At 70.8% G+C, this 20,083-nt stretch carries 21 protein-coding genes and 1 riboswitch; of the genes, 14 read left to right on the top strand and 7 right to left on the bottom strand.

From position 1 onward, the window contains the following. Positions 1 to 2: 2 nt before the first annotated feature. The 5 genes from ychF (at position 3) to QQ657_RS40120 (ending at position 4,124) form a co-directional block, all read left to right on the top strand. The gene (gene ychF / locus QQ657_RS40100) at positions 3 to 1,085 is read left to right on the top strand and encodes a redox-regulated ATPase YchF (RefSeq protein ID WP_284747580.1); all 1,083 of its coding nucleotides are present in this window, start codon (positions 3 to 5) and stop codon (positions 1,083 to 1,085) included. Positions 1,086 to 1,182: 97 nt separating this feature from the next. Next, complete coding sequence (locus tag QQ657_RS40105) at positions 1,183 to 2,238, top strand: hypothetical protein (protein ID WP_284747581.1); 1,056 nt, start codon at positions 1,183 to 1,185, stop codon at positions 2,236 to 2,238. Positions 2,239 to 2,269: 31 nt separating this feature from the next. Beyond that, on the top strand, positions 2,270 to 2,977 hold the full coding sequence (locus QQ657_RS40110) for a hypothetical protein (RefSeq protein ID WP_284747582.1): 708 nt from the start codon (positions 2,270 to 2,272) through the stop codon (positions 2,975 to 2,977). A gap of 92 nt (positions 2,978 to 3,069) precedes the next feature. Continuing rightward, on the top strand, positions 3,070 to 3,657 hold the full coding sequence (locus QQ657_RS40115; protein ID WP_284747583.1) for a winged helix-turn-helix transcriptional regulator: 588 nt from the start codon (positions 3,070 to 3,072) through the stop codon (positions 3,655 to 3,657). Next, positions 3,657 to 4,124 (top strand): hypothetical protein, encoded by a 468-nt coding sequence (locus QQ657_RS40120; RefSeq protein WP_284747584.1) that lies wholly within the window; start codon positions 3,657 to 3,659, stop codon positions 4,122 to 4,124. The genes QQ657_RS40115 and QQ657_RS40120 overlap by 1 nt, the downstream gene beginning before the upstream one ends. A 472-nt stretch (positions 4,125 to 4,596) precedes the next feature. Here the strand turns inward: QQ657_RS40120 and QQ657_RS40125 are convergent, their stop codons facing one another. Continuing rightward, positions 4,597 to 4,881, bottom strand: coding sequence for a 4a-hydroxytetrahydrobiopterin dehydratase (locus QQ657_RS40125; protein ID WP_284747585.1), 285 nt, complete (start codon positions 4,879 to 4,881; stop codon positions 4,597 to 4,599). 32 nt (positions 4,882 to 4,913) lie between these two features. Beyond that, a riboswitch (TPP riboswitch) is annotated at positions 4,914 to 5,021 on the top strand. A 21-nt stretch (positions 5,022 to 5,042) separates the two neighbouring features. Here QQ657_RS40125 and QQ657_RS40130 point away from each other — a divergent pair. From QQ657_RS40130 to QQ657_RS40140, 3 genes are read left to right on the top strand one after another with little or no spacing between them, the layout of a single operon-like run. Next, positions 5,043 to 6,095 (top strand): thiamine ABC transporter substrate-binding protein, encoded by a 1,053-nt coding sequence (locus QQ657_RS40130; protein ID WP_284747586.1) that lies wholly within the window; start codon positions 5,043 to 5,045, stop codon positions 6,093 to 6,095. Continuing rightward, positions 6,071 to 7,702, top strand: a complete 1,632-nt coding sequence (locus QQ657_RS40135) for an ABC transporter permease (protein WP_434056827.1) — start codon at positions 6,071 to 6,073, stop codon at positions 7,700 to 7,702. Before QQ657_RS40130 ends, QQ657_RS40135 begins: the two co-directional genes overlap by 25 nt. Beyond that, positions 7,702 to 8,709 carry an ABC transporter ATP-binding protein gene (locus tag QQ657_RS40140; RefSeq protein WP_284747587.1) on the top strand — a complete coding sequence of 336 codons (1,008 nt, stop codon included), beginning with the start codon at positions 7,702 to 7,704 and terminating at the stop codon, positions 8,707 to 8,709. Before QQ657_RS40135 ends, QQ657_RS40140 begins: the two co-directional genes overlap by 1 nt. 1 nt (position 8,710) lies before the next feature. Here the strand turns inward: QQ657_RS40140 and QQ657_RS40145 are convergent, their stop codons facing one another. Continuing rightward, complete coding sequence (locus tag QQ657_RS40145) at positions 8,711 to 9,520, bottom strand: helix-turn-helix transcriptional regulator (RefSeq protein ID WP_284747588.1); 810 nt, start codon at positions 9,518 to 9,520, stop codon at positions 8,711 to 8,713. A 134-nt stretch (positions 9,521 to 9,654) separates the two neighbouring features. Here QQ657_RS40145 and QQ657_RS40150 point away from each other — a divergent pair, with 134 nt between their 5' ends. Continuing rightward, entirely contained in the window at positions 9,655 to 10,386 is a 732-nt protein-coding gene (locus QQ657_RS40150) for a dienelactone hydrolase family protein (protein WP_284747589.1), read from the top strand. Here QQ657_RS40150 and QQ657_RS40155 read toward each other — a convergent pair. Genes QQ657_RS40155 through QQ657_RS40165 form a run of 3 tightly spaced genes read right to left on the bottom strand, consistent with a single transcriptional unit; the run spans position 10,356 to position 13,305 of the window. Next, positions 10,356 to 11,231 (bottom strand): ABC transporter permease, encoded by an 876-nt coding sequence (locus tag QQ657_RS40155; protein ID WP_284747590.1) that lies wholly within the window; start codon positions 11,229 to 11,231, stop codon positions 10,356 to 10,358. The genes QQ657_RS40150 and QQ657_RS40155 overlap by 31 nt on opposite strands. Next, a complete protein-coding gene (locus QQ657_RS40160; protein ID WP_284747591.1) occupies positions 11,228 to 12,214 on the bottom strand; it encodes an ABC transporter ATP-binding protein in 987 nt (328 codons plus the stop codon). The genes QQ657_RS40155 and QQ657_RS40160 overlap by 4 nt, the downstream gene beginning before the upstream one ends. Next, positions 12,211 to 13,305 carry a LolA family protein gene (locus QQ657_RS40165; protein ID WP_284747592.1) on the bottom strand — a complete coding sequence of 365 codons (1,095 nt, stop codon included), beginning with the start codon at positions 13,303 to 13,305 and terminating at the stop codon, positions 12,211 to 12,213. Before QQ657_RS40165 ends, QQ657_RS40160 begins: the two co-directional genes overlap by 4 nt. A 147-nt stretch (positions 13,306 to 13,452) precedes the next feature. Between QQ657_RS40165 and QQ657_RS40170 the strand changes: the two genes are divergently transcribed. The 3 genes from QQ657_RS40170 to QQ657_RS40180 all read left to right on the top strand — a co-directional run bounded on the left by QQ657_RS40170 (position 13,453) and on the right by QQ657_RS40180 (position 16,041). After that, on the top strand, positions 13,453 to 14,169 hold the full coding sequence (locus QQ657_RS40170) for a response regulator transcription factor (RefSeq protein ID WP_284747593.1): 717 nt from the start codon (positions 13,453 to 13,455) through the stop codon (positions 14,167 to 14,169). Further along, positions 14,166 to 15,485, top strand: coding sequence for a sensor histidine kinase (locus QQ657_RS40175; protein WP_284747594.1), 1,320 nt, complete (start codon positions 14,166 to 14,168; stop codon positions 15,483 to 15,485). Before QQ657_RS40170 ends, QQ657_RS40175 begins: the two co-directional genes overlap by 4 nt. Positions 15,486 to 15,651: 166 nt before the next feature. Then, a complete protein-coding gene (locus QQ657_RS40180) occupies positions 15,652 to 16,041 on the top strand; it encodes a (deoxy)nucleoside triphosphate pyrophosphohydrolase (RefSeq protein WP_284747595.1) in 390 nt (129 codons plus the stop codon). A 7-nt stretch (positions 16,042 to 16,048) separates the two neighbouring features. On the opposite strand, the gene trpS is transcribed toward QQ657_RS40180, so the two are convergent. Then, a complete protein-coding gene (gene trpS, locus QQ657_RS40185; RefSeq protein ID WP_284747596.1) occupies positions 16,049 to 17,014 on the bottom strand; it encodes a tryptophan--tRNA ligase in 966 nt (321 codons plus the stop codon). Between the two features lie 170 nt (positions 17,015 to 17,184). Here trpS and QQ657_RS40190 point away from each other — a divergent pair, with 170 nt between their 5' ends. Next, positions 17,185 to 17,484 (top strand): YciI family protein, encoded by a 300-nt coding sequence (locus QQ657_RS40190; RefSeq protein WP_284747597.1) that lies wholly within the window; start codon positions 17,185 to 17,187, stop codon positions 17,482 to 17,484. Positions 17,485 to 17,496: 12 nt separating this feature from the next. Here the strand turns inward: QQ657_RS40190 and QQ657_RS40195 are convergent, their stop codons facing one another. Beyond that, complete coding sequence (locus QQ657_RS40195) at positions 17,497 to 17,646, bottom strand: hypothetical protein (protein ID WP_284747598.1); 150 nt, start codon at positions 17,644 to 17,646, stop codon at positions 17,497 to 17,499. Positions 17,647 to 17,840: 194 nt separating this feature from the next. On the opposite strand from QQ657_RS40195, the gene typA reads away from it, so the two are divergent. After that, the gene (gene typA, locus QQ657_RS40200; protein ID WP_284747599.1) at positions 17,841 to 19,766 is read left to right on the top strand and encodes a translational GTPase TypA; all 1,926 of its coding nucleotides are present in this window, start codon (positions 17,841 to 17,843) and stop codon (positions 19,764 to 19,766) included. Positions 19,767 to 20,083: the final 317 nt, after the last annotated feature.

Raw genomic sequence — 20,083 nt, forward strand, 5'->3', positions numbered from 1 at the left:
TCGTGAGCCTCACCCTCGGTATCGTCGGCCTGCCCAACGTCGGCAAGTCCACCCTGTTCAACGCGCTGACCCGCAACGACGTGCTCGCCGCGAACTACCCGTTCGCGACGATCGAGCCGAACGTCGGCGTCGTGCCGCTGCCGGACCCCCGGCTGGACAAGCTGGCCGAGCTGCACAAGTCGGAGAAGATCGTCCCGGCCGTGGTGTCCTTTGTGGACATCGCGGGCATCGTGAAGGGCGCCTCCGAGGGTGCCGGGCTGGGCAACAAGTTCCTCGCGAACATCCGTGAGGCCAACGCGATCTGCCAGGTCATCCGCGTGTTCGACGACCCCGACGTGATCCACGTCGACGGCCGGATCGACCCGCTGAGCGACATCGAGACGATCAACACCGAGCTGATCCTGGCCGACCTGCAGACCCTCGAGAAGGCCGTCTGGCGGTTGGAGAAGGAAGCGCGGACCAAGAAGGAAGCGAAGCCCGCGCTCGAGGCCGCGCAGAAGGCGAAGGAGATCCTCGACAGCGGACGCACGCTCTTCTCCGCTCAGAAGGACGTCGACCTCGAACTGCTTCGCGAGCACAGTCTCCTGACGACGAAGCCGTTCCTGTACGTCTTCAACGCGGACGAAGGCGTCCTCACCGACGAGGCCCGCCGCGAGGAGCTGACGAAGCTGGTCGCGCCGGCGGACGCGGTGTTCCTCGACGCGAAGGTCGAGGCGGAGCTGCTGGAGCTGGACGACGAAGAGTCGGTCCGCGAGCTGCTCGAGTCGGTCGGCCAGCCGGAGCCGGGCCTGTATTCCCTGGCCCGCGCGGGATTCCACACGCTGGGGCTGCAGACGTACCTGACGGCGGGCCCGAAGGAGTCCCGAGCCTGGACGATCCCCCAGGGCGCGACGGCCCCCCAGGCGGCGGGCGTGATCCACACGGACTTCGAGCGCGGCTTCATCAAGGCGGAGATCGTCTCGTACGACGACCTGATGGCGGCCGGCTCGATGGCGGCGGCCCGCGCGGCGGGCAAGGTCCGCATGGAGGGCAAGGACTACCTCATGGCCGACGGTGACGTGGTGGAGTTCCGCTTCAACGTCTGATCGCGCCGCAGAGGCTTCTCTTGGGGCGGTCCAAGCCCGCAACCCGCGTTCGGTGTTCGGTATTGACCGAACGCCGAACGGCATGCATCATTCAGCTGTGGGATCCCGCCTGGACGAACGCGACGCCGTTGACGCACTCGTTGCCGCTGTGCGCTCGCTGGGACTCGATGTTCGCCTCCAGCGCAGGTCCGGCGACGACTCGTCCCATGACTTCCTCATCGAGTTGCAGGGCGGCAAGGCTGTCACCGTCGAGGTCAAGACGACCTCATTGGTGACTGCCGACAGCGCGTCGGGGCAACTGCGTCGGTGGTTCGACAGCATCAACGCCGATGTGACGCCGTTGGTCGTCGCAGACCGGATTACGGCAGATGGACGGGACAAACTCAATCAGGCCGGGTGGAGCTGGCTGGACCTGCGCGGTCATCTGAGGTTGATCGGTCCCGGTCTGTTCGTCGACGCGGACGTCCCTGCATTGTCGAAGCCGCCGCTTGCTCGTCAAGGAGTCAACGGGCGGGTCGGTGTCGAGCTCGCAACGCTGCTGTTGCTGAACCCGAAGGCGCAGATCGGGGTTCGCGAAGCAGCGGCTGAGCTGGGGCGCGCCGCCAGTTCGGTGTCAGAAGCCTTTGCTGCGCTGCGTGCGGGCGGCCTGGTCACCGCCAATCGCGCCCCCGTCACGCCGGAGTTGTTCTGGGAACTCGCAGAGCAGTGGAAGCCGTTGAGCGTGGATCTTGCGAGTGTTCCGAAGCCGGGTGGCGGCCGAGAAAATTCAGTATTGAGTTTGGGCTTTGACGATGTCGAGTCGACCGTGGGTTGGGCGTTGACCGATACGGTGGCGGCGGTTCACTACGGTGCTCCTGTCTCAGTGCGTGCGGACCACCCGCCGGACTTCTACGTGCCCGATCAAAGCGTGCTGCGCCGCGCAACCCGACTGCTGGGAACAGCTACGGAGCCGTCGGCCAGAGCGGCCAGCATCCGTGTCGCGCCGACGCCTCTCGCATGTGCTCGACGTGTTGACGCAACGGCATGGGCCAACGAGCCGTGGCCCTTGGCCAATCCGTTGTTCGTGGCGCTCGATCTCGCGCGGGATCCGGGACGCGGCCGGGAGATCCTGGACATGTGGACGCCAAGAAAACCGTGGCGCCGTGTCTGGTGAGACTCCGGGTGTCGTTCTCGCCGGTAGTTCGATGACCAGGCTCGTCAGCGCGATACCCGTCATCACCGAACAGACGGGGCGACCGATCGTTCTGGTAGGTGGCCTTGCGGTCATGTGCAGGCTGTCCACCCCTTATCGGGCAACGACCGACCTCGACACCGTCGACCGCCGGGCCGTTGACGAGCGCTCACAGCTCGAACTGCTCGTGTCGACCGGAGCTACCCGGAGCGGCCCGTCCGGCGTTCTGGTTCAGACCCCTCACGGTGCGGTGCAGGTTGACGTCCTGGAAGTCACGGACGCCGAGATCGCCGATCTTCCTGACGATCCGACTGATCGTTTGCATGTCCAATCTCATGCCTGGGCCGCATCGACCGCGTCCGGGCTGGAGCTGAGAGCGGAGGGGCTTGCGCCGTTGACGGTGCGCGTGTCCGAACCGGGCCCGCTCATCGCGATGAAGCTGCAGTCGATCATGAACCGTGGATCGGCGAAGGAGGGTACGGACCTCCTCGACATCGTTCGCATCACTCTGGACCGCAACTGCGGACCTGTCTCCCGAGACCAGCTCGAGGCGGCTGATCCTCAGCTGCGGGCCGATGCGCTGCTCCACACCATGCGGTGGTTCGACCAGTCGGTGGATCGCTCACTGAAGAAGATCGAGGCGGTGCCCGAAAGCGGTGACATTGATGTCGAGGACCTCCAGCTGGTCGGCGAACTGCTCGTTGCCGCGCTCGAGGGATGATGGGCATCACTCCGCTCAACGTCTGATCGCCGGTTCCGTGACTATCGGTCACTAGTTGTTATTTTCATTGGACGCAGGATATGCTGCGTCCAATGAAAGCTTCGCCGAGTCTGCTGCCGCTGCTGCGTTCGCGCATGCAGGGGGAGCTGCTCGCGCTCGTGCTGCTGCACCCGGATCGCGAGTACACCATCACCGAGCTCGCCGAAGCCTGTGGTGTCACGCCCACCGCCGTGCTGCGCGAGGTCGAGCGGCTGGTCGAGGGCGGGATCCTCGAAGCCCGGCGGGTGGGCCGGAGCCGGCTCGTCAAAGCCCGCACGGACACTCCGCTCTACCGGCCCTTGAGCGACCTCATCGCGGTCACCTACGGACCGATGCCACTCCTCGCCGAGGCGCTGTCCGGACTCGCCGGCGTGACCGAGGCCTACATCTACGGGTCCTGGGCGGCGCGCTACAGCGGCGAACCCGGTCCGCCGCCCGGTGACGTCGATGTCCTCGTGGTCGGGTCGCCTGATCCGGACGCGCTCTTCGACCTGGCCGAGCGTGCTTCACGGCGGCTGAGCCGCGAGGTCAACGTGCACCGGATCTCGCCCGAGTCGTGGGCGGCGGACACCGCGGATCCGTTCGTCACCAGCGTTCGTGAACGTCCGCTGGCCCAGCTGAACCTCGACCAGGAGTCTTGATGCCCCAGTGGAACCAAGGCCGTGAACGGATCGACGCGTTCATCACGCGCGGCGCCATCGAGCACGTTCCGGCGTCGCGGGAGGCGGCCGAGGCCGAGCTCGTCAGGGCCCGTACGCACCTCGCGTCGGCGCGGCAGCTGCAGGACACGGATCCGGAAGGCGCCTACACACTGGCGTATGACAGCGCGCGGCGTGCGTTGGCGGCCGTCTTGCAGAACCAGGGTCTGCGCGTGACGAGCCGGGGTGGCCACGTCACCGTCTACGAGGCGGTTCTCGCTCAGCTGGATCCGCCGCTGGGCTCGGTTCTGCGGCCCTTCAACCGGATGCGCGCCCGTCGCAACGAAGTCGCCTACCGATCTTCGGAGGCTCCGACGCTGACGGCGGAAGACGTGGCGGCCGACGTGCCGAAGGTCGAAGCGCTCATCGAGGTGGCCGAGAAGGCGATCCCCAACATGCCACGTTATTGATCGACGACCGCGACGCCGTCGAGCGCTGGTGCCGCTCCGACGAATACGCCGCCGCACTGAAAGTCAGGGCGACGGCGCTCGGTCGGTGGCCGATGTGGCTCAGCCGAGGAGGCCCATCAACGCGATCGCGATCAGCACCACGGCGGGGGCGAGGGCGTTGATCCAGGCGCGCTGGGCGGAGGTGAGGGTGGCGGTGCTGTTCATGGCGCTTCCTAGGGCCGAAATCCGATGCTTCCGCCCTGCTCAGCGCGCTGATCATGTGCTTCGTTAGCGCCTGTGATCGAACTCACCGGCATCCGGGTGACGACGGCCCCGGACCGTGAACCAGAGCACACCTCCGGCCGCTGCCACCATCGATGCGAATGCTGCCGTGCCCACCACGATCGCCTGCGTCATAGCCCGTCTCTCCTAGCAAAGGTCGTTTACCGAGAGACGTCGAACCGGCCGGAAAGTGCACTCAGCGTAACCAGAGTCACAAAGAAGAAAGCACCGAGTCGATCTCGGCCGCCAGCGAGAAGTCCTTCTCCGTCAACCCGCCCGCCGAATGCGTCGAGAGCCGGAACGTCAGCGTCCGCCAGCGGATGTCGATGTCGGGGTGGTGGTCGGCGGCCTCGGCCAGCACCGCGACGCGGTCCACCACCTCGATCGCCTGGGGGAAGCTCGCCAGCTCCGCCTCGCGGGAGATCACCGCTCCGGACCGGGTCCAGCCCGCGCCCAAGCGTTCGTCGGCCTCGGAGTCGCTCAAGATTTCCGTCATGACTCCATCGTCGCGCCTCCTGGACTACGCTGCACGGTTGCCACGGGAGTCCGGTCAGCCGGGCTGAGAGGCGGGGTCACCCGCGACCGTTCGCACCTGACCGGATCATGCCGGCGAAGGGAGGGCTTTCCCTCCTCGTCCGGCGAAGTGCAGGAGGGTAGATGAATAGCAGGGCTGTGCGCGCCGCGACGGCCATCGCCGCTGTCAGCGCCGTCGCCGCTGGGTGCTCGCTGTCGGACGGTGACGGTGGCACGCAGCAGACGCCCACCGTCACCCTCGTGACGCACGACTCCTTCCTGGCGCCGCAGGAGGTGCTCGACGCCTTCCAGAAGCAGTCGGGCATCAAGATTTCCGTGCTCAAGCAGGGCGACGCCGGCTCGCTGACCAACAAGCTCGTGCTGACGAAGGCCAACCCGATCGGCGACGTCGCGTACGGCGTCGACTCGACCTTCGCCTCGCGCGCGCTCAAGGAGGGCGTCTTCGAGCCCTACACCAGCCCGGAGGCCGATCGCGGGCCGCAGCGCTACGCCGTCGACCCCGAGCACCGGCTCTCCGCGGTCGACGTCGGCGACGTCTGCGTCAACGTCGACACGAACTACTTCACCACCAAGGGCATCCCGGCGCCGGAGACCTACGAAGACCTGGCCGACCCGAAGTACAAGGACCTGCTGGTCGCGGAGGACCCGGCGACGGCCTCGCCCGGGCTCGCGTTCCTCCTCGGCACCATCGCGAAGTACGGCGAAACCGGCTGGAAGGACTACTGGACGAAGCTGAAGGCCAACGGGCTCAAGGTGGTCAGCGGCTGGGAAGAGGCCTACACCAAGGACTTCTCCGGCTCGTCCGGCAAGGGGCCGCGGCCGATCGTCGTCTCGTACGCGTCTTCGCCCGCCGCCGAGGTCGGCGACGACGGCAAGCCGCGCACCAAGGCGCTGCTCGACACCTGCTACCGGCAGGTCGAGTACGCGGGCGTGCTGGCGAACGGCAAGCAGGCCGAGAGTGCGCGCAAGGTCGTCGACTTCCTGCTGTCGCAGCAGTTCCAGGCGACCGTCGCGGCCAACATGTACGTCTACCCGGCGCGCCAGGGCGTCGACCTGCCCGCGGGCTGGGCGCAGGTCGCGCCGCTGCCGCAGAAGCCGCAGGCGCTGACGGCCGACCAGGTCCAGGCCGGACGCGAGAAGTGGATCGGCGAATGGCGCACGCTCGTGCAGTCGTAGCGCCACCGCAGACCGCCCGCGGGCTCGGCCTGGCCCTGCTCGGGCTGGCTCCGATCGGGTTCCTGGTGGTGTTCTTCGCCTGGCCGGTGCTGGCGATCATCGGCCGCGGGTTCGCCGCGGGCGGGCTCGACGTCGTCCTCGGCGACGCGCGGACGTGGCAGCTGGCCGGCTTCACCGTGGCGAGCGCGGCCGCGTCGACGCTGGTGGCGGTGCTCGCCGGGCTGCCGGTCGCGTTCCTGCTGGCCCGGGTGAAGCTGCCCGGGGTCGGCCTCGCAAGGACGCTGGTGCTGGTGCCGTTCGTGCTGCCGACCGTCGTCGTCGGGCTGGCGTTCCGGGCGCTGTGGCCGGACGGCGGGGTGCTGCCGATCGTGCTGGCCAACGCGTTCTTCAACGTCGCCGTCGTCGCGCGGACCGTCGCCGGGTTGTGGGCACGGCTGGATTCGCGGACGACTGACGCCGCTCGCGCGCTGGGCGCGTCGCCGTGGCGGGCGTTCCGCTCGGTGACGCTGCCCGCACTGGCGCCGGCGATCGCGTCCGCCGCGGCCGTCGTGTTCCTGTTCTGCGCCACCAGCTTCGGGGTCGTCCTCATCCTCGGCGGCGCGAAGTACCGGACGCTGGAAACCGAGATCTACCTGCGGACCGTCGACCTCCTGGACCTCTCGGGCGCGGCGGCGCTTTCGCTGATCCAGTTCGCGGCCGTGGTCGCCGCGCTGGTGCTCGGCGGGCTGGCGCGGCGGCGCAAGGACGGCGCCCGGATCGGTGCCGCGAACACCCGGCGCCCCCGCGGCGGCGAGTGGCCGGTCGTCGGCGCCGCGGGCGTCGTGCTGGCGCTCCTGCTGACGCCGATCGTCGCGCTGCTCGTCGAATCGGTGTCCACTTCGGACGGCTGGAGCTTCGCCGGTTATCGAGCGTTGACCAGCACCGGCGAGAAGGGTGCGCTGCAGGTCTCCGGCTGGGACGCCGCGGTGAACTCGCTGAAGGTGGCGATCGACGCGACGTTGCTCGCGATGGTCGTCGGCGTGCTCGCGTCCGTCGTGCTGGTGGCGCTGCGCCGGTCACCCGCCAAAGCCGCGCGCGGGCTCGGCGAGACGATGGACGCCGTGCTGATGTTGCCGCTCGGGGTGTCCGCGGTGACCGTCGGGTTCGGCTACCTGGTGACGCTCGACGCGCTGCCCGGCGACCTCCGGACGTCGCCCTACCTCGTGCCGCTGGCCCAGGCGCTGGTGATCATCCCGCTGATCGTGCGGATGGTGCTGCCGGTGCTGCGCTCGGTCGATGTCCGATTGCGGCAGGCCGCGTCGACGCTCGGCGCGAGCCCGCTGCGGGTGTGGCGGGAGATCGACCTGCCGCTGGCGCTGCGCCCGCTGGTCGCGGCGGCCGGGTTCGGGTTCGTCGTGGCGCTCGGCGAATTCGGCGCGACGAGCTTCCTCGCGCGGCCGACGGCGCCGACGCTGCCGGTGGCGATCGCGTCGCTGATGGGACGTCCGGGGGAGCTGAACAACCAGATGGCGTACGCCGCGTGCGCGCTGCTGATGCTCGTGACGGTGCTGGCGGTCGCGCTGATCGACCGGCTCGGGGCCGCGCGCGGCCGGGTGGGAGAGTTCTGATGGCGCTGTCGGTGCGGGACCTGACCGTCCACTACGGATCGTTCGCGGCGGTGCGCGACGCCCGGCTCGACATCGCCGACGGTGAAGTGCTGGCGCTGCTCGGCCCGTCGGGATCGGGGAAGTCGACGCTGCTGCGCGCGATCACCGGCCTCGAGCCATCGGCGCGTGGCTCGGTGAGCTGGGACGGCGACGACCTCGGCGCGGTACCGGTGCACCGGCGCGGGTTCGGGCTGGTGTTCCAGGACGGCCAGCTGTTCGGCCACCGCGACGTCGCCGCGAACATCGCGTTCGGCCTGCGGATGCACGGCGTACCGCGCGCGCAGTGGGCCCCGCGCGTCGCCGAGCTGCTGGAGCTGGTGGGCCTCGCCGGCTTCGAACGACGGCGCGTCACGGAGCTGTCCGGCGGTCAGGCCCAGCGGGTCGCGCTGGCCCGGGCGCTCGCGCCGAAGCCGCGGCTGCTGCTGCTCGACGAGCCACTGTCCGGTTTGGACGCCGGGTTGCGTGAGCAGCTGGCGATCGACCTGGCGGACCTGTTGCGGCGCAGCAAGATCACGGCGCTCTTGGTCACGCATGACCAAGAAGAAGCCTTCACGCTCGCCGATCGCGTGGCGGTGCTCGACGCGGGCGAGGTCCGCCAGGAAGGCGCGGTCCGGCGCGTGTGGCGCAACCCGGCGGACGACGACGTGGCCCGGTTCCTCGGCGTGACGACGTTCGTGGACGCGGAGGTGGCGGGCGGAGTGGCGCACACTTCGCTCGGCGATGTGGCGATGCCCGACACCGACGACGGCCCGGTCCGCCTGGGGTTGCGGCCGCACGCGCTGCGGGTGGCCGCCGAAGGTGTGCCAGGCGAAGTCGTCGCGGCGGTGCACCGCCGCGAGCACGTCCGGCTCGTCGTGAAGCTCGAAGAGTCCACAGTGGACGCGGTCGCGCCGGCGGCGTCGGACCTGCGGGCCGGGGACGCGGTGCACCTCACCCTCGACCCGGACGGCGTCGCGCTGGTCGGCTGACTCAACCGGCCCAGTGCGCGAGGAGGTCCAGCGCGGACTCCGACGGGCTGCCGGGTTCCGCGGTGAAGGTCACCAGCCGCTGGCCCGTGGAGTCCGGCAGCTCGAAGTTCTCGAACCGCAGCGTCAGCTCGCCCGCGACCGGGTGGCGGAAACGCTTGCGCCCGTGCGTGCGCTGCTGCACGACCCGGCCCGACCACAGCGTCCGGAACGGCTCGCTCCGCAGCGTCAGTTCCCCGATCAGGGTGGCGAGCGCCTGGTCGGTCGCGTACCGCGCCGCGACCAGCCGCAGCTGGCCGACGGTGGCGCGGGCGACGTCGTGCCAGTCCGGGAACACTTCGCGGCTCGCCGGGTCGAGCAGGCAGAACCGGGCGAGGTTGCGGGCCGGCGTCGCCGCGAAGTCGAAGAACAGCTGCGCGGACAGCGGGTTCCACGCGAGGACGTCGAGCCGGTGATCGAGGACGAGGGCGGGGACGCGGTCCAGCTTCGCCAGCAGTCCCACGAGCTCGGGGCGGGCCCGGCGGGCCGACGGCGGCCGGGCGGGCCGGGCCGAGGCGAGGTCGTGCAGGTGACCGCGTTCGACGTCGTCGAGCCGCAGGGTCCGGGCCAGCGCGTCGAGGACCTCGGGTGACGGGCCGCGCGCCCGGCCCTGCTCCAGGCGGACGTAGTACTCGACGCTGATCCCGGCGAGCTGCGCGACCTCTTCGCGCCGCAGGCCGGCCACCCGTCGCCGGGGGCCGGTGAGGATTCCGCTGGCGGCCGGCGTCGCGGCTTCGCGGCGCGACTTCAGGAAGCGGCCCAGTTCGCGGTCCATGCGTGTCAGTGTGCGGCTTCTGCGCGCCGCGGACCTGGCCCTGCTGGTACCAGGAACGGCGGACCACCCCACGACAGGGGCTGGGACCGCGTGCCGGCGCGCGGCAGGCTCGGCCGGGACGAAAGGACTTTCCCATGTGCCACAGCACCGAAAGCCGCCCGCCCGCACCGCCGATCCGGGGCGAGGTGACGGCAGACGGACCCCTGACGCTGACCTCGAGCGTCGAGTTCCTGGCCCACCACGCCGTGCCCGCCGCGCCGAACGGCCGCAAGATCGTCCTGCTGCCGGACGTCCGCGGGGTGCACGCCTTCTACCGCGACCTGACCCGCCGGTTCGCCGAAGCCGGGTTCGAGACGGTCGCCGTCGACTACTACGGCCGCACCGCGGGCCTCGGTGCGCGGGACGACGCGTTCGGCTGGGAGAGCCACCTGCCGCACGTGCAGCCGGACGACGTCGCAGAAGACGTCGCCGCCGCACGGGACTTCCTCGGCGACGGACCGGTGTTCACCGTGGGCTTCTGCTTCGGCGCCGGTCAGTCGTGGCGGCTGTCGGCGGCGGACCTCGGCCTTGCCGGGGTGATCGGCTTCTACGGCCTGCCGAAGCTGGTCGAGGACGTCGTCGACGACCTGGAAGCACCGATGTTGCTGCTGCTGGCCGGCGAAGACGTCGCGACGAGCCGTGCCGAGTTCGACGCCTTCACCGGTTCGCTCGACGCGGCCGGGGTGCCTTACGAGCAGCACGTGTACGCGGGCGCGCCGCATTCGTTCTTCGACCGGTCGGCCGCGGAGTGGGGCGAGGACTGCGACGACGCGTGGCGCCGCATCCTCGCCTTCACTCAGCCGTCGCGAGTGGACAGTCGTGCGTAGGCCAGCGACAGCCCGATCACGATGTAGCAAGCCGCCCGCAAGGCGCCTTCGCCCAGCATCTGCCCGCCCATCGGGTCCTGCAGCACCTCCGCCGGGGCCACCGACCAGTTCTGCGTCAGCAGGAACGGGTGCAGCCAGTCCAGCGACGTCAGGAACCCGAGGATGGTGAAGACGATGTCGGCCGCCAGGACCGAGGCCACCACCAGCATCGGGTGCTCGGTCCAGCTGGAGATCGCCAGCGCGACCGCGCCGACCGCCCACAGCTGGAGCACCACCCAGCCCGCCATCAGCAGGATCCGGGCCAGCGCGCCGCCCGGGGACAACGTCGTGCCGGACAACGTGAACAGCGAGTCCGTGCCGTTGATGATCAGCCCGGTCACCACGCCGGTGACGCACATCGCCAGCACCGAGACCACTGACACGGTCGCGACGCCGAACGCCTTGACCGCCAGCAGACGACCCCGGCCGACCGGCGCGATCAGCCAGCCGCGCAACGTGCCGTGGGCCGTCTCGCCGGCGATCGCGTCCGCCCCGGCCATCGCCGAAGCCAGCGGCAGGAGCAGCGCGAGGGACATCACGATCGCGGCGATCGGGAGGACGAACGCGTTGTTGACCGCGGACGCCAGCAGCGCACCGCCGCCGTCGTCCGGGCCGCCACCGGCCGGGGTGTCGTCGACCAGCGTCAGGCCGATGCCGATGATCACCGGGATCAGCGCCAGGAGCCCGAGCACGGCCAGCGTCCGCGGCCGCCGGAAGATCCAGCGCAGCTCCGCGGCCAGCAGGCGGGTCAGCGGCACCGTGTCGTGGCCCGTGCGGGCCGCCGGTGCGTCCAGGACGGCCGTCATTCCGATCCCTCCCCAGTGGATTCCGTCAGCCGGGCGAACAGGTCTTCCAGCCCCGTGCGGGCCCGCGTCGCCTCGTGGACCGCGACCCCCGCGCCCACCAGGACCTGCAGCACCCGCGGCGCTTCCGTCGTCGTGAGGTCGGCCCGGACGCCGTCGGGCGTGAGCCGGGCGCCGATCCGGTTCTCCCGCAGCACTTCCACGGCCTGTTCCGCGTCCGGCGTGCGGACCAGCAGAGCCGCGTTCCCGGACTCCAGCAGCTCGGTCAGCTCGCCCTGCGCGACGACGTTGCCGGCCTGCAGCACGGCGACGTGCGTGCACGTCGCCTCCACCTCGGCCAGCAGGTGCGACGACACGAGCACGGTGACCCCGGCGGCGTGCAGCTCGGCCACGATCCTGCGGATCTCCCTGGTACCCGCAGGATCGAGGCCGTTGGTCGGCTCGTCGAGCACGACCATCTTCCGCGGCACGAGCAACGCCGAAGCGAGTCCGAGCCGCTGCTTCATGCCGAGCGAGTAGCCCTTGTAGCGCCGTCGCGCCGCGACGGTCAGCCCGACGCGCTCGAGCGCCGAATCCACCGCCGACGGGATCCCGGACGACGCCAGCCGCGGCTCGGCCGCGGCGAAGCGCAGCAGGTTGTCGCGCCCGGACAGGAACGGGTGGAAGCCCGGCCCCTCGACCAGCGCGCCGACGTCCGGCAGCGCGTGCGCGGCGGCGTCGGGCATCTTGCGCCCGAGCAGCTCGACCTCGCCCTCGGTCGGCCGGACCAGGCCGAGCAGCATCCGGATGGTGGTCGTCTTGCCCGAGCCGTTCGGCCCGAGCATCCCGACGACCGCGCCCTCCGGGATGTCGAGGTCGACGTGGTCCACCGCGACGGTGCTGCCGTAGACCTTGCGCAGCCCCCGGGTGCGCGCGGCCAGGGGAACCGCCGGGGCGGACGTCTCCGAAGAAACGTCCGCCCCGGACTCCACAGTCGTGCTGGTCACTTGGCGCCCAGCGCTTCGTAGAGGACCTGCTCCGGCACCGCACCGGCGGCGAACCGGCCGTCGTCGGTCAGCACCGCGGTGCCCACCTTCGTGGTGACGAGGTGGCCGCTGCCCCAAGGGCCGCTGACCTTCTTCGCGAACCGGTCGAGCAACGCCTGCGGGTCGGTGGTGCGGCCCTGGCGGTCACCCTGCTGCTGCTTCGGCGCGGCGTTCAGCGCGTCGGCCGGGATCTTGCCGGTGACGACGGTGTCCCAGCCGTCGCCGACGACCTTGACGTCGTCCTTCGCCTGCTCGGCGAGGGCCTTGTCCTTGTCGTCCACGGTCGGCGTCTTTTCCTGCACCTTGGCGCCCTTCGGCGGGGTGAAGGTGAAGAGGTCGGCCGGCTGCTGGGTGAACTCGATCTCGCTGAACGCGACCTCGAGCGCCGGCGTCGACGTGCCGTTGCTCAGCACCGACACCCGCAGTGGCATCCGCGTCTGCGAGTCGACCGCGACGCGGATCTCGCGCAGCAGCGTCCGCTCGCCCGGCTTCGGCGTCAGCACCAGCTCGTAGGCCGGGCGGTCGGCGACCGTCGCGGTGCCGTCGACCGACACCGTGCTGCTCTCGCGGACCTTCGCCAAGAGCTCGGTGCTCGCGGCGACCGGGTCGGGCGTCTTCTCGCTGCCCGCGCCCTTCTGCTTGGCCACGTCGGCCGGGATGGTCACCTTGGTCGCGGTGTTCGTCTTGGAGCTGTAGTCCCAGACGGTCGTGCCGTCGTGGACCACGGTCTCCTGGCTGGCGCCCTGCGTGGCGGCCAGGCGGCTCTTGCCGGCGCCGTCGCTGAAGATGTGCGCCGAGTCGATGTTCAGCGCCGACGCCCCCGGCAGCGCGTTCCCCACCGACGGCAGGCCCAGGTCGTTGCTGATCTTGACCGTGCCGTCGAACGCGCCCGGCTTCGCCTTCATGACCGACTGCACCAGGTCCTCGGCGCTCACCTGCGGCAGCGCCGGCTTGTCGTCGGCGCTGGCCGGCATCGCGATGAACGCGAGCCCGCCCGCACCGAGCGCGGTGCCGACGACCGCGGCGGTGATGCCCTTCGTCTTCGGTTTCATGCGTCTCTCCCTGTGGTGTCCCGGGCTCGAGTGTGCCCGGCTCCCTGGCCACGACGCTTCCCTCTCGAGGCTGAGATACCCCTGAAGGTTCTCCCTCTCCGGCTGAGATCGTGCTGAGAGCTGACACGCGACCTGCGGAAACCGGCCATGATGAACCTCGTGAAACCTCGGGTGCTGGTGGTCGACGACGAACCGGGCGTGCGCAAGGCGCTGCAACGCGGGCTGCGCGCGGAGGACATGGACGTGGTCACCGCCGCGGACGGCCCCACCGGGCTGCAGCTGGCGAGCACGGGGTCCTTCGACGTCATCCTGCTCGACATCATGCTGCCGGGCCTGTCCGGTTATCGCGTGCTGGAGCGGCTGCGCAAGGACGGCGTCATGACGCCCGTGCTGCTCGTCTCGGCCAAGGACGGCGAGGTCGACCAGGCCGACGGCCTCGACCTCGGCGCCGACGGCTACCTCGTCAAGCCGTTCTCCTTCGTCGTGCTGGTCGCGCAGGTCCGGGCGACGCTGCGCCGCGCGGGGCCGGAGGCCGGCCGGGGGACGCTGCGGCTCGGCGCGCTGGCGGTCGACCGCGGGCTGCGGCAGGTGCACTGGAACGGCGAGGAGGTCGGGCTCAGCCCGCGCGAGTTCGCGCTGCTCGAGGTGCTCGTCGGCCGGGCCGGCACGGTCGTCACGAAGGACGAGCTGCTGCGCGCGGTCTGGGGCGAGGAGCAGGCCGTCACGCGCAACCTCGTCGAGGTCTACGTCGGGTACGTGCGGCGCAAGCTCGACGCGGTCGGCGCCGGCGCGCTGCTGCGCACGGTGCGCGGGCACGGCTACCTGGCCTCCGACGCGCAGCTCGACGAGGTCATCACCCCGTGATCTCGTGGTGGCGGGGCCGGTCCCTGCAGGTCCGGATCACCGTACTGGCCGCGATGATCACCCTGGGCTGTTTGCTGGGGCTGGCCGCGCTGGCCGCGTCGAACCTCTCGCCGCTGCTCATCGGCTCGGTCGACCGCGAGCTGTCCGGCGCGCTCGGCCCGGCGGGTGCCGAGGTGAGCGCCGGGCGGCCGCTGGCCGGCGCGGCGCCGGTGACGCTGCGGGTGCTGGACACCGCGGGCGCGCCGGTCGACGGCGGGACACCGGCGGGGCTCACGCCGTCGGACGTCTCGACGCTCAAGGCCGGGCAGCCGGTCCAGCGCGACGGCGCGCGGTACCTCGGCACGGTCGTCAGCGCGCCCGACGGGTCGCAACGGCTGGTCGTGGCCGGCGCGGGCCTGGTCGGGTTCTCCGCCGCGGTGCACTACGGCGGCGTCTGGCTGGTGGTCGTCGCGTCGATCGGGGCGCTGGTGGCGGGGCTGGCGACGTGGTTGGTGGTGCGGCTGTCGCTGCGGCCGGTGGCGCGCATGCGGGGTTCGGTGCGCGCGCTGCCGCCGGGGGCGCGGCTGGCGCTGCCGGACTCGCACGACGAGCTGCGCGCGCTGGCGGAGGAGTTCAACGCGCTGCTCGAGCGGCAGGAGCAGGCCAGCGACCGGCTCCGGCGCTTCACCGGCGACGCGGCGCACGAGCTGCGGTCGCCGGTCGCGTCCATCCGGGTGCAGGCCGAGGTGGCGGTGACGAACCCGGACCCGGAGCTGTCCCAGGAGACGCTGTCGGACATCTTGACCGAGGCCGAGCGGCTGTCGTCGCTGCTGGACGGGCTGTTGTCGCTGGCCCGGTCGGACGCGGGGGAGGTGCCGCCCGCGTCGCCGGTCGAGCTGGTGAGCGAGGTCCGGGCGGCGGTGGCACGGCTCCCGGCGGGGGCGCCGGAGACGCGGGTGAGCAACGCGGTCGCGCAGGCCTGGGCGTCGTCCGCGCACGCCGAGGTGGAGCTGGTGCTGGACAACCTGCTGCGCAATGCGTGCCGGTACGCGCGCGGGGAGATCGTGGTGTCGGTGCTGGCATCGCGGTCGTCGGTCCGGGTGGTGGTCGACGACGACGGCCCGGGCATCGCGCCGGAGCACCGCGAGAAGGTGTTCGACCGGTTCTACCGCATCGCGGACGACCGGGCGCGGTCGTCCGGTGGGACGGGGCTGGGACTGGCGATGGTGGCGGAGACGGTGCGGCGCCGCGGTGGCCGGGTGCAGGTGGGCGAGTCCCCGGACGGCGGAGCGCGGTTCGTCGTCGTCTGGCGCGCGGCCGCTGGCGGTGAGACGTGACCGAAGGGTCGGCTGGCGTGCCTGGAGGGTCGGCTGGCGTGCTTGGAGGGTCGACTCGCGTGCTTGGAGGGTCGGCTCGCGTGATCGGGAGGTCGACACGCGTGATTGGCGGGTCGACACGGCGAGGCCGCGGGAGGCTCGGGGCTTCCGGGTAGATTCCGGGGCTGTGAACGGTGTGATCGTGGGTGCCGCCCTCGTGCGCGACGGCAAGTTGCTCGCCCAGCAGCGGGCCTGGCCGCCCGGCCACGCGGGGCAGTGGGAGCTGCCGGGCGGGCGGGTCGAGGAAGGCGAGTCCGAGGCCTTCGCGCTGGCCCGCGAGTGCAGCGAGGAGCTGGACGTCGTCATCGAGGTCGGCGACCGGGTCGGGCAGGAGGTGCCGCTGCCCGGCGAGAAGGTCCTCCGCATCTACGCCGCGAAGCTCGTTTCGCCCGGCGAAGAGCCGCGCGCGGTGGAGCACCTGGCCGTCCGCTGGCTCGGGCCCGACGACCTCGACGACGTCGACTGGCTGCCCGCCGACCGCCTGCTGCTCCCCGCCTTCCGCGCGCTGCTCTCCTGACGGCCCTTCAACAGGCGCCGATCATCCTCAACGCCGCGTCGAGCCGGTGCGCGCCGCGCTCCCGAGCCCGCTCCGCGCCCGCCTTCCGGACCCGGTCCAGCTCCGCGACGTCTTCCAGCAGGGTTAACGCGCGTTCACGCAGGGGTCGCAGCTCCTCGATGACCGCATCCGCGACGGCGTCCTTCACCGCTCCGTACGACGAGAACTCCTCCGCCAGGTCGGCCGGCGCGCCACCCCGGCACGCGGCCAGGATCTCCAGCAGGTTCGCCATCCCCGGGCGGGTGTCCGGGGCGTGCACCGGCACCGTCCCGCCGTCGGTGACCGCGCGGCGGACCTTGCGGCGGATCTGGTCGGGCTCGTCGAGGACGAACACCACGCCCACGGCGTCGCGCGCCGACTTCGACATCTTGCGCGCCGGGTCGGCGAGGTCCTTGACGCGCGCCCCCGCCGGCGGGAGCACCGCCCGGGGGACCGTGAACACGTCGCCGTACGTTCCGTTGAAGCGCTTGGCCAGCGTCCTCGTCAGCTCGACGTGCTGGCGCTGGTCCTCGCCGACCGGCACCTCGTCCGCGCCCTGCAGCAGGATGTCCGCGGCCATCAGCGCCGGGTAGGTCAGCAGCGACAGCCGCACCCCGGCCTGGCCTTTGGACTTCTCCTTGAACTGGATCATCCGCGCGGCCTCGCCGTAGTTGCAGGTGCACTCCAGGACCCAGGTCAGCGCGCCCAGCTCGCGGGCCAGATCGGACTGGACGAACACCCGCTCCGGGTCGATCCCGGCGGCGATCAGCACGGCGAGCTGCTCGCTCGCCAAGGATCGGAGTTTCGCCGGGTTGTGCGGGGTCGTCATGCCGTGCAGGTCGGCGACGAAGTACAGGTCGTCGGCGCCGCCCTCGCGAGCCCAGCGGCGCACCGCACCGAGGTAGTTGCCGAGGTGGACGTGACCCGAGGGGGTGATGCCGGACAGCTTGCTCATGCTCTTCCTTTCCGAGGGGACCACCCCGGAGAAGGCATGAAAAAGGCCGCCCGTCCGGGGCGGCCGCTGGTGATCAGCGCAGGACTAGACGGCCGCCGGGGGCGGCCACCACTGGGACGTCTGCGCACGCATGGCAGCGACTATAGCCGAGCGGGTCTACCGTCGTAACCATGTTCGTCGTGCTGCTGACCTACACCGCACCGATCGAAGAAGTCGACCTGGCGCTGCCGGACCACGTCGCGTGGCTGGAACGGCAGTACGAGCGGGGCCTCTTCCTCGCCTCCGGGGCGCGGAAGCCGCGGGTCGGCGGCGCGATCATCACGCGCCCGATGGCCCGCGGGAAGCTGGACGCCATCCTGGCGTCCGACCCGTTCTCCGTGAAGCACCTCGCGCAGTACGAGGTCATCGAGTTCTCGCCGACCAAGACCGCTCCTGAGCTGCGGCAACTCAACGAAGCGGTGCCGCACTGAGGTTCCGGGCAGCTAGGCGGCGAGGTCCTGCTTGGCCTTCTTGAGGGCGAGCACCGGGCACTTCTTGCAGCGCGGCTTCGACCGGCAGCACTTCTTCTTGACCTTGCCGGCCTTCATCAGCTTGCGCACGACCTTTCGCGGGTCCTGCGGCTTCTTGCCCACGCGCACGCACCTTCCGAATCGGCGACGTTCACCGGGTTTCCACGTTAGGTCAGCCTAACCGACGTGGGGGCGTGGGGCCGCTCACAATGGGGTGGCAGGTATCCTGGGTGAGGTCCGCGTGTGACCAGAGCCGGTCACGGGATGCCTGACGGGCTTACGCGGCCATCCAACCCTTGAAGTTCAGGAGTTCTCGCGTGCCCGCAGCCAGCGCTACCGTCGAAACCGGCCGGCCGACCGGTAAGACCCGGCCCGACCTGCGCAACGTCGCGATCGTCGCCCACGTCGACCACGGCAAGACGACTCTCGTCGACGCGATGCTGCGTCAGTCCGGCGCCTTCGCCGAGCGGGCCGAGCTCGTCGACCGGGTCATGGACTCGGGCGAGCTGGAGCGCGAAAAGGGCATCACGATCCTCGCGAAGAACACCTCGATCCACCGCCAGACGCCCGACGGCTCGGTGACCATCAACGTCATCGACACCCCCGGCCACGCCGACTTCGGCGGTGAGGTCGAGCGCGGCCTGGCCATGGTCGACGGCGTCGTCCTGCTGGTCGACGCCAGCGAGGGCCCGCTCCCGCAGACCCGCTTCGTGCTGCGCAAGACCCTGGAAGCCGGCCTGCCGGTGATCCTGCTGGTCAACAAGACCGACCGCCCGGACGCCCGGATCGCCGAGGTCGTCGAGGAGACCCACGACCTGCTGCTCGAGCTGGCCAGCGACATCGAGGACGCCGACCACGACGCGATCCTCGACCTCCCGGTCGTCTACGCCTCCGCGCGCGCCGGCAAGGCGAGCCTGGAGCAGCCCGCCGACGGCGAGATCCCCGAGAGCGAGAACCTCGACCCGCTGTTCGACACGCTGCTCCGGCACGTGCCGCCGCCCGCCGCCGACCTCGACGCGCCGCTGCAGGCGCTGGTCACCAACCTCGACGCGTCGAACTTCCTCGGCCGCATCGCGCTGATCCGCATCCACGCCGGCAAGCTCCGCAAGGGCCAGACCGTGGCCTGGATGCGCGAAGACGGCACCGTGCAGAACGTCCGCATCTCCGAGCTGCTGGTCACCGAGGCGCTCACCCGCGTCCCGGCGACCGAGGCCAGCGCGGGCGAGCTCGTCGCCATCGCCGGTATCCCGGAGATCACGATCGGCGACACCCTCGCCGACTCCGAGACGCCGGTGGCGCTGCCCCGGATCACCGTCGACGAGCCCGCGATCTCGATGACCATCGGCGTCAACACCTCGCCGCTGGCCGGGCGCAACGGCGGCGACAAGGTCACCGCGCGGCTGGTCAAGGCCCGCCTCGACCAGGAGCTGATCGGCAACGTCTCGATCCGCGTCCTGCCGACCGAGCGCCCCGACACCTGGGAGGTCCAGGGCCGTGGCGAGCTGGCGCTGGCCATCCTGGTCGAGCAGATGCGCCGCGAGGGCTTCGAGCTGACCGTCGGCAAGCCGCAGGTGGTGCTGCGCACGATCGACGGCAAGCTGCACGAGCCGTTCGAGCGCCTCTACATCGACTCGCCGGAGGAGCACCTCGGCGCGATCACCCAGCTCCTGGCCGCGCGCAAGGGCCGCATGGAGGACATGAGCGGCAACGGCACCGGCCGGATCAAGCTCGAGTACGTGCTCCCGTCGCGCGGCCTGATCAGCTTCCGCACCGACTTCCTCACCGAGACCCGCGGCACCGGCATCGCGAACCACGTGTTCGAGGGCTACTTCCCGTGGGCGGGCGAGATCCGCACCCGCCACAGCGGCTCGCTGGTCGCCGACCGGACCGGCCCGGTCACCGCGTACGCGATGATCCAGCTGGCCGACCGCGGCTCGTTCTTCGTCGAGCCGGGCGCCGACGTGTACGAGGGCATGGTCGTGGGCGAGAACCCGCGCTTCGAGGACCTCGACATCAACATCACCAAGGAGAAGAAGCTGACGAACATGCGTCAGTCCTCCGCCGACGTGATGGAGACGCTGGCCCGCCCGCGCAAGATGGGCCTCGAAGAGGCGCTGGAGTTCTGCTCGGTCGACGAGTGCGTCGAGGTCGCGCCCGAGGTCGTCCGGGTCCGCAAGGTCACCCTGGACATCAACTCCCGCGCGAAAGAGCGTTCGCGCGCGAAGAGCCGCGACAACGGCTGAATCGAAAAATCGCGTAAAAACCTCCCGGCGTACCACGCCGGGAGGTTTTTGCATTGCCACCCGGTCACCCTGGGTGGATAATCGACCGACGCGAAGTCACGAATTCCGGGGCTCTTCTCCTTATATCTTTATAGGGGCATTCGGGGATTCGACGCCTGGTGTTCACCACCGGGTCGATCCCGGCCCGTGTCCCGGGCGTGTTCGTTCCGCCGTTCCGGAACGGTCCGGGAACCCGGACGGTCCTTCGCGCGTCCTTTTTCCATAGCGCCACGGTGTGGCGCCGGGCCCGGCCGATCCGGGTACGGGAATCCCGGTTC

The organism is Amycolatopsis ponsaeliensis, assembly GCF_030182635.1.
Lineage (GTDB): Bacteria > Actinomycetota > Actinomycetes > Mycobacteriales > Pseudonocardiaceae > Amycolatopsis > Amycolatopsis ponsaeliensis.

Bases quoted from the DNA above. Each gene is read 5' to 3' on its own strand.
- QQ657_RS40110 (WP_284747582.1), top strand. From the start codon at position 2,270: ATGACCAGGCTCGTCAGCGCGATACCCGTCATCACCGAACAGACGGGG.
- QQ657_RS40115 (WP_284747583.1), top strand. From the start codon at position 3,070: ATGAAAGCTTCGCCGAGTCTGCTGCCGCTGCTGCGTTCGCGCATGCAG.
- QQ657_RS40120 (WP_284747584.1), top strand. From the start codon at position 3,657: ATGCCCCAGTGGAACCAAGGCCGTGAACGGATCGACGCGTTCATCACG.
- QQ657_RS40125 (WP_284747585.1), bottom strand. From the start codon at position 4,881: ATGACGGAAATCTTGAGCGACTCCGAGGCCGACGAACGCTTGGGCGCG.
- QQ657_RS40130 (WP_284747586.1), top strand. From the start codon at position 5,043: ATGAATAGCAGGGCTGTGCGCGCCGCGACGGCCATCGCCGCTGTCAGC.
- QQ657_RS40135 (WP_434056827.1), top strand. From the start codon at position 6,071: ATGGCGCACGCTCGTGCAGTCGTAGCGCCACCGCAGACCGCCCGCGGG.
- QQ657_RS40140 (WP_284747587.1), top strand. From the start codon at position 7,702: ATGGCGCTGTCGGTGCGGGACCTGACCGTCCACTACGGATCGTTCGCG.
- QQ657_RS40145 (WP_284747588.1), bottom strand. From the start codon at position 9,520: ATGGACCGCGAACTGGGCCGCTTCCTGAAGTCGCGCCGCGAAGCCGCG.
- QQ657_RS40150 (WP_284747589.1), top strand. From the start codon at position 9,655: ATGTGCCACAGCACCGAAAGCCGCCCGCCCGCACCGCCGATCCGGGGC.
- QQ657_RS40155 (WP_284747590.1), bottom strand. From the start codon at position 11,231: ATGACGGCCGTCCTGGACGCACCGGCGGCCCGCACGGGCCACGACACG.
- QQ657_RS40165 (WP_284747592.1), bottom strand. From the start codon at position 13,305: ATGAAACCGAAGACGAAGGGCATCACCGCCGCGGTCGTCGGCACCGCG.
- QQ657_RS40170 (WP_284747593.1), top strand. From the start codon at position 13,453: ATGATGAACCTCGTGAAACCTCGGGTGCTGGTGGTCGACGACGAACCG.
- trpS (WP_284747596.1), bottom strand. From the start codon at position 17,014: ATGAGCAAGCTGTCCGGCATCACCCCCTCGGGTCACGTCCACCTCGGC.
- QQ657_RS40190 (WP_284747597.1), top strand. From the start codon at position 17,185: ATGTTCGTCGTGCTGCTGACCTACACCGCACCGATCGAAGAAGTCGAC.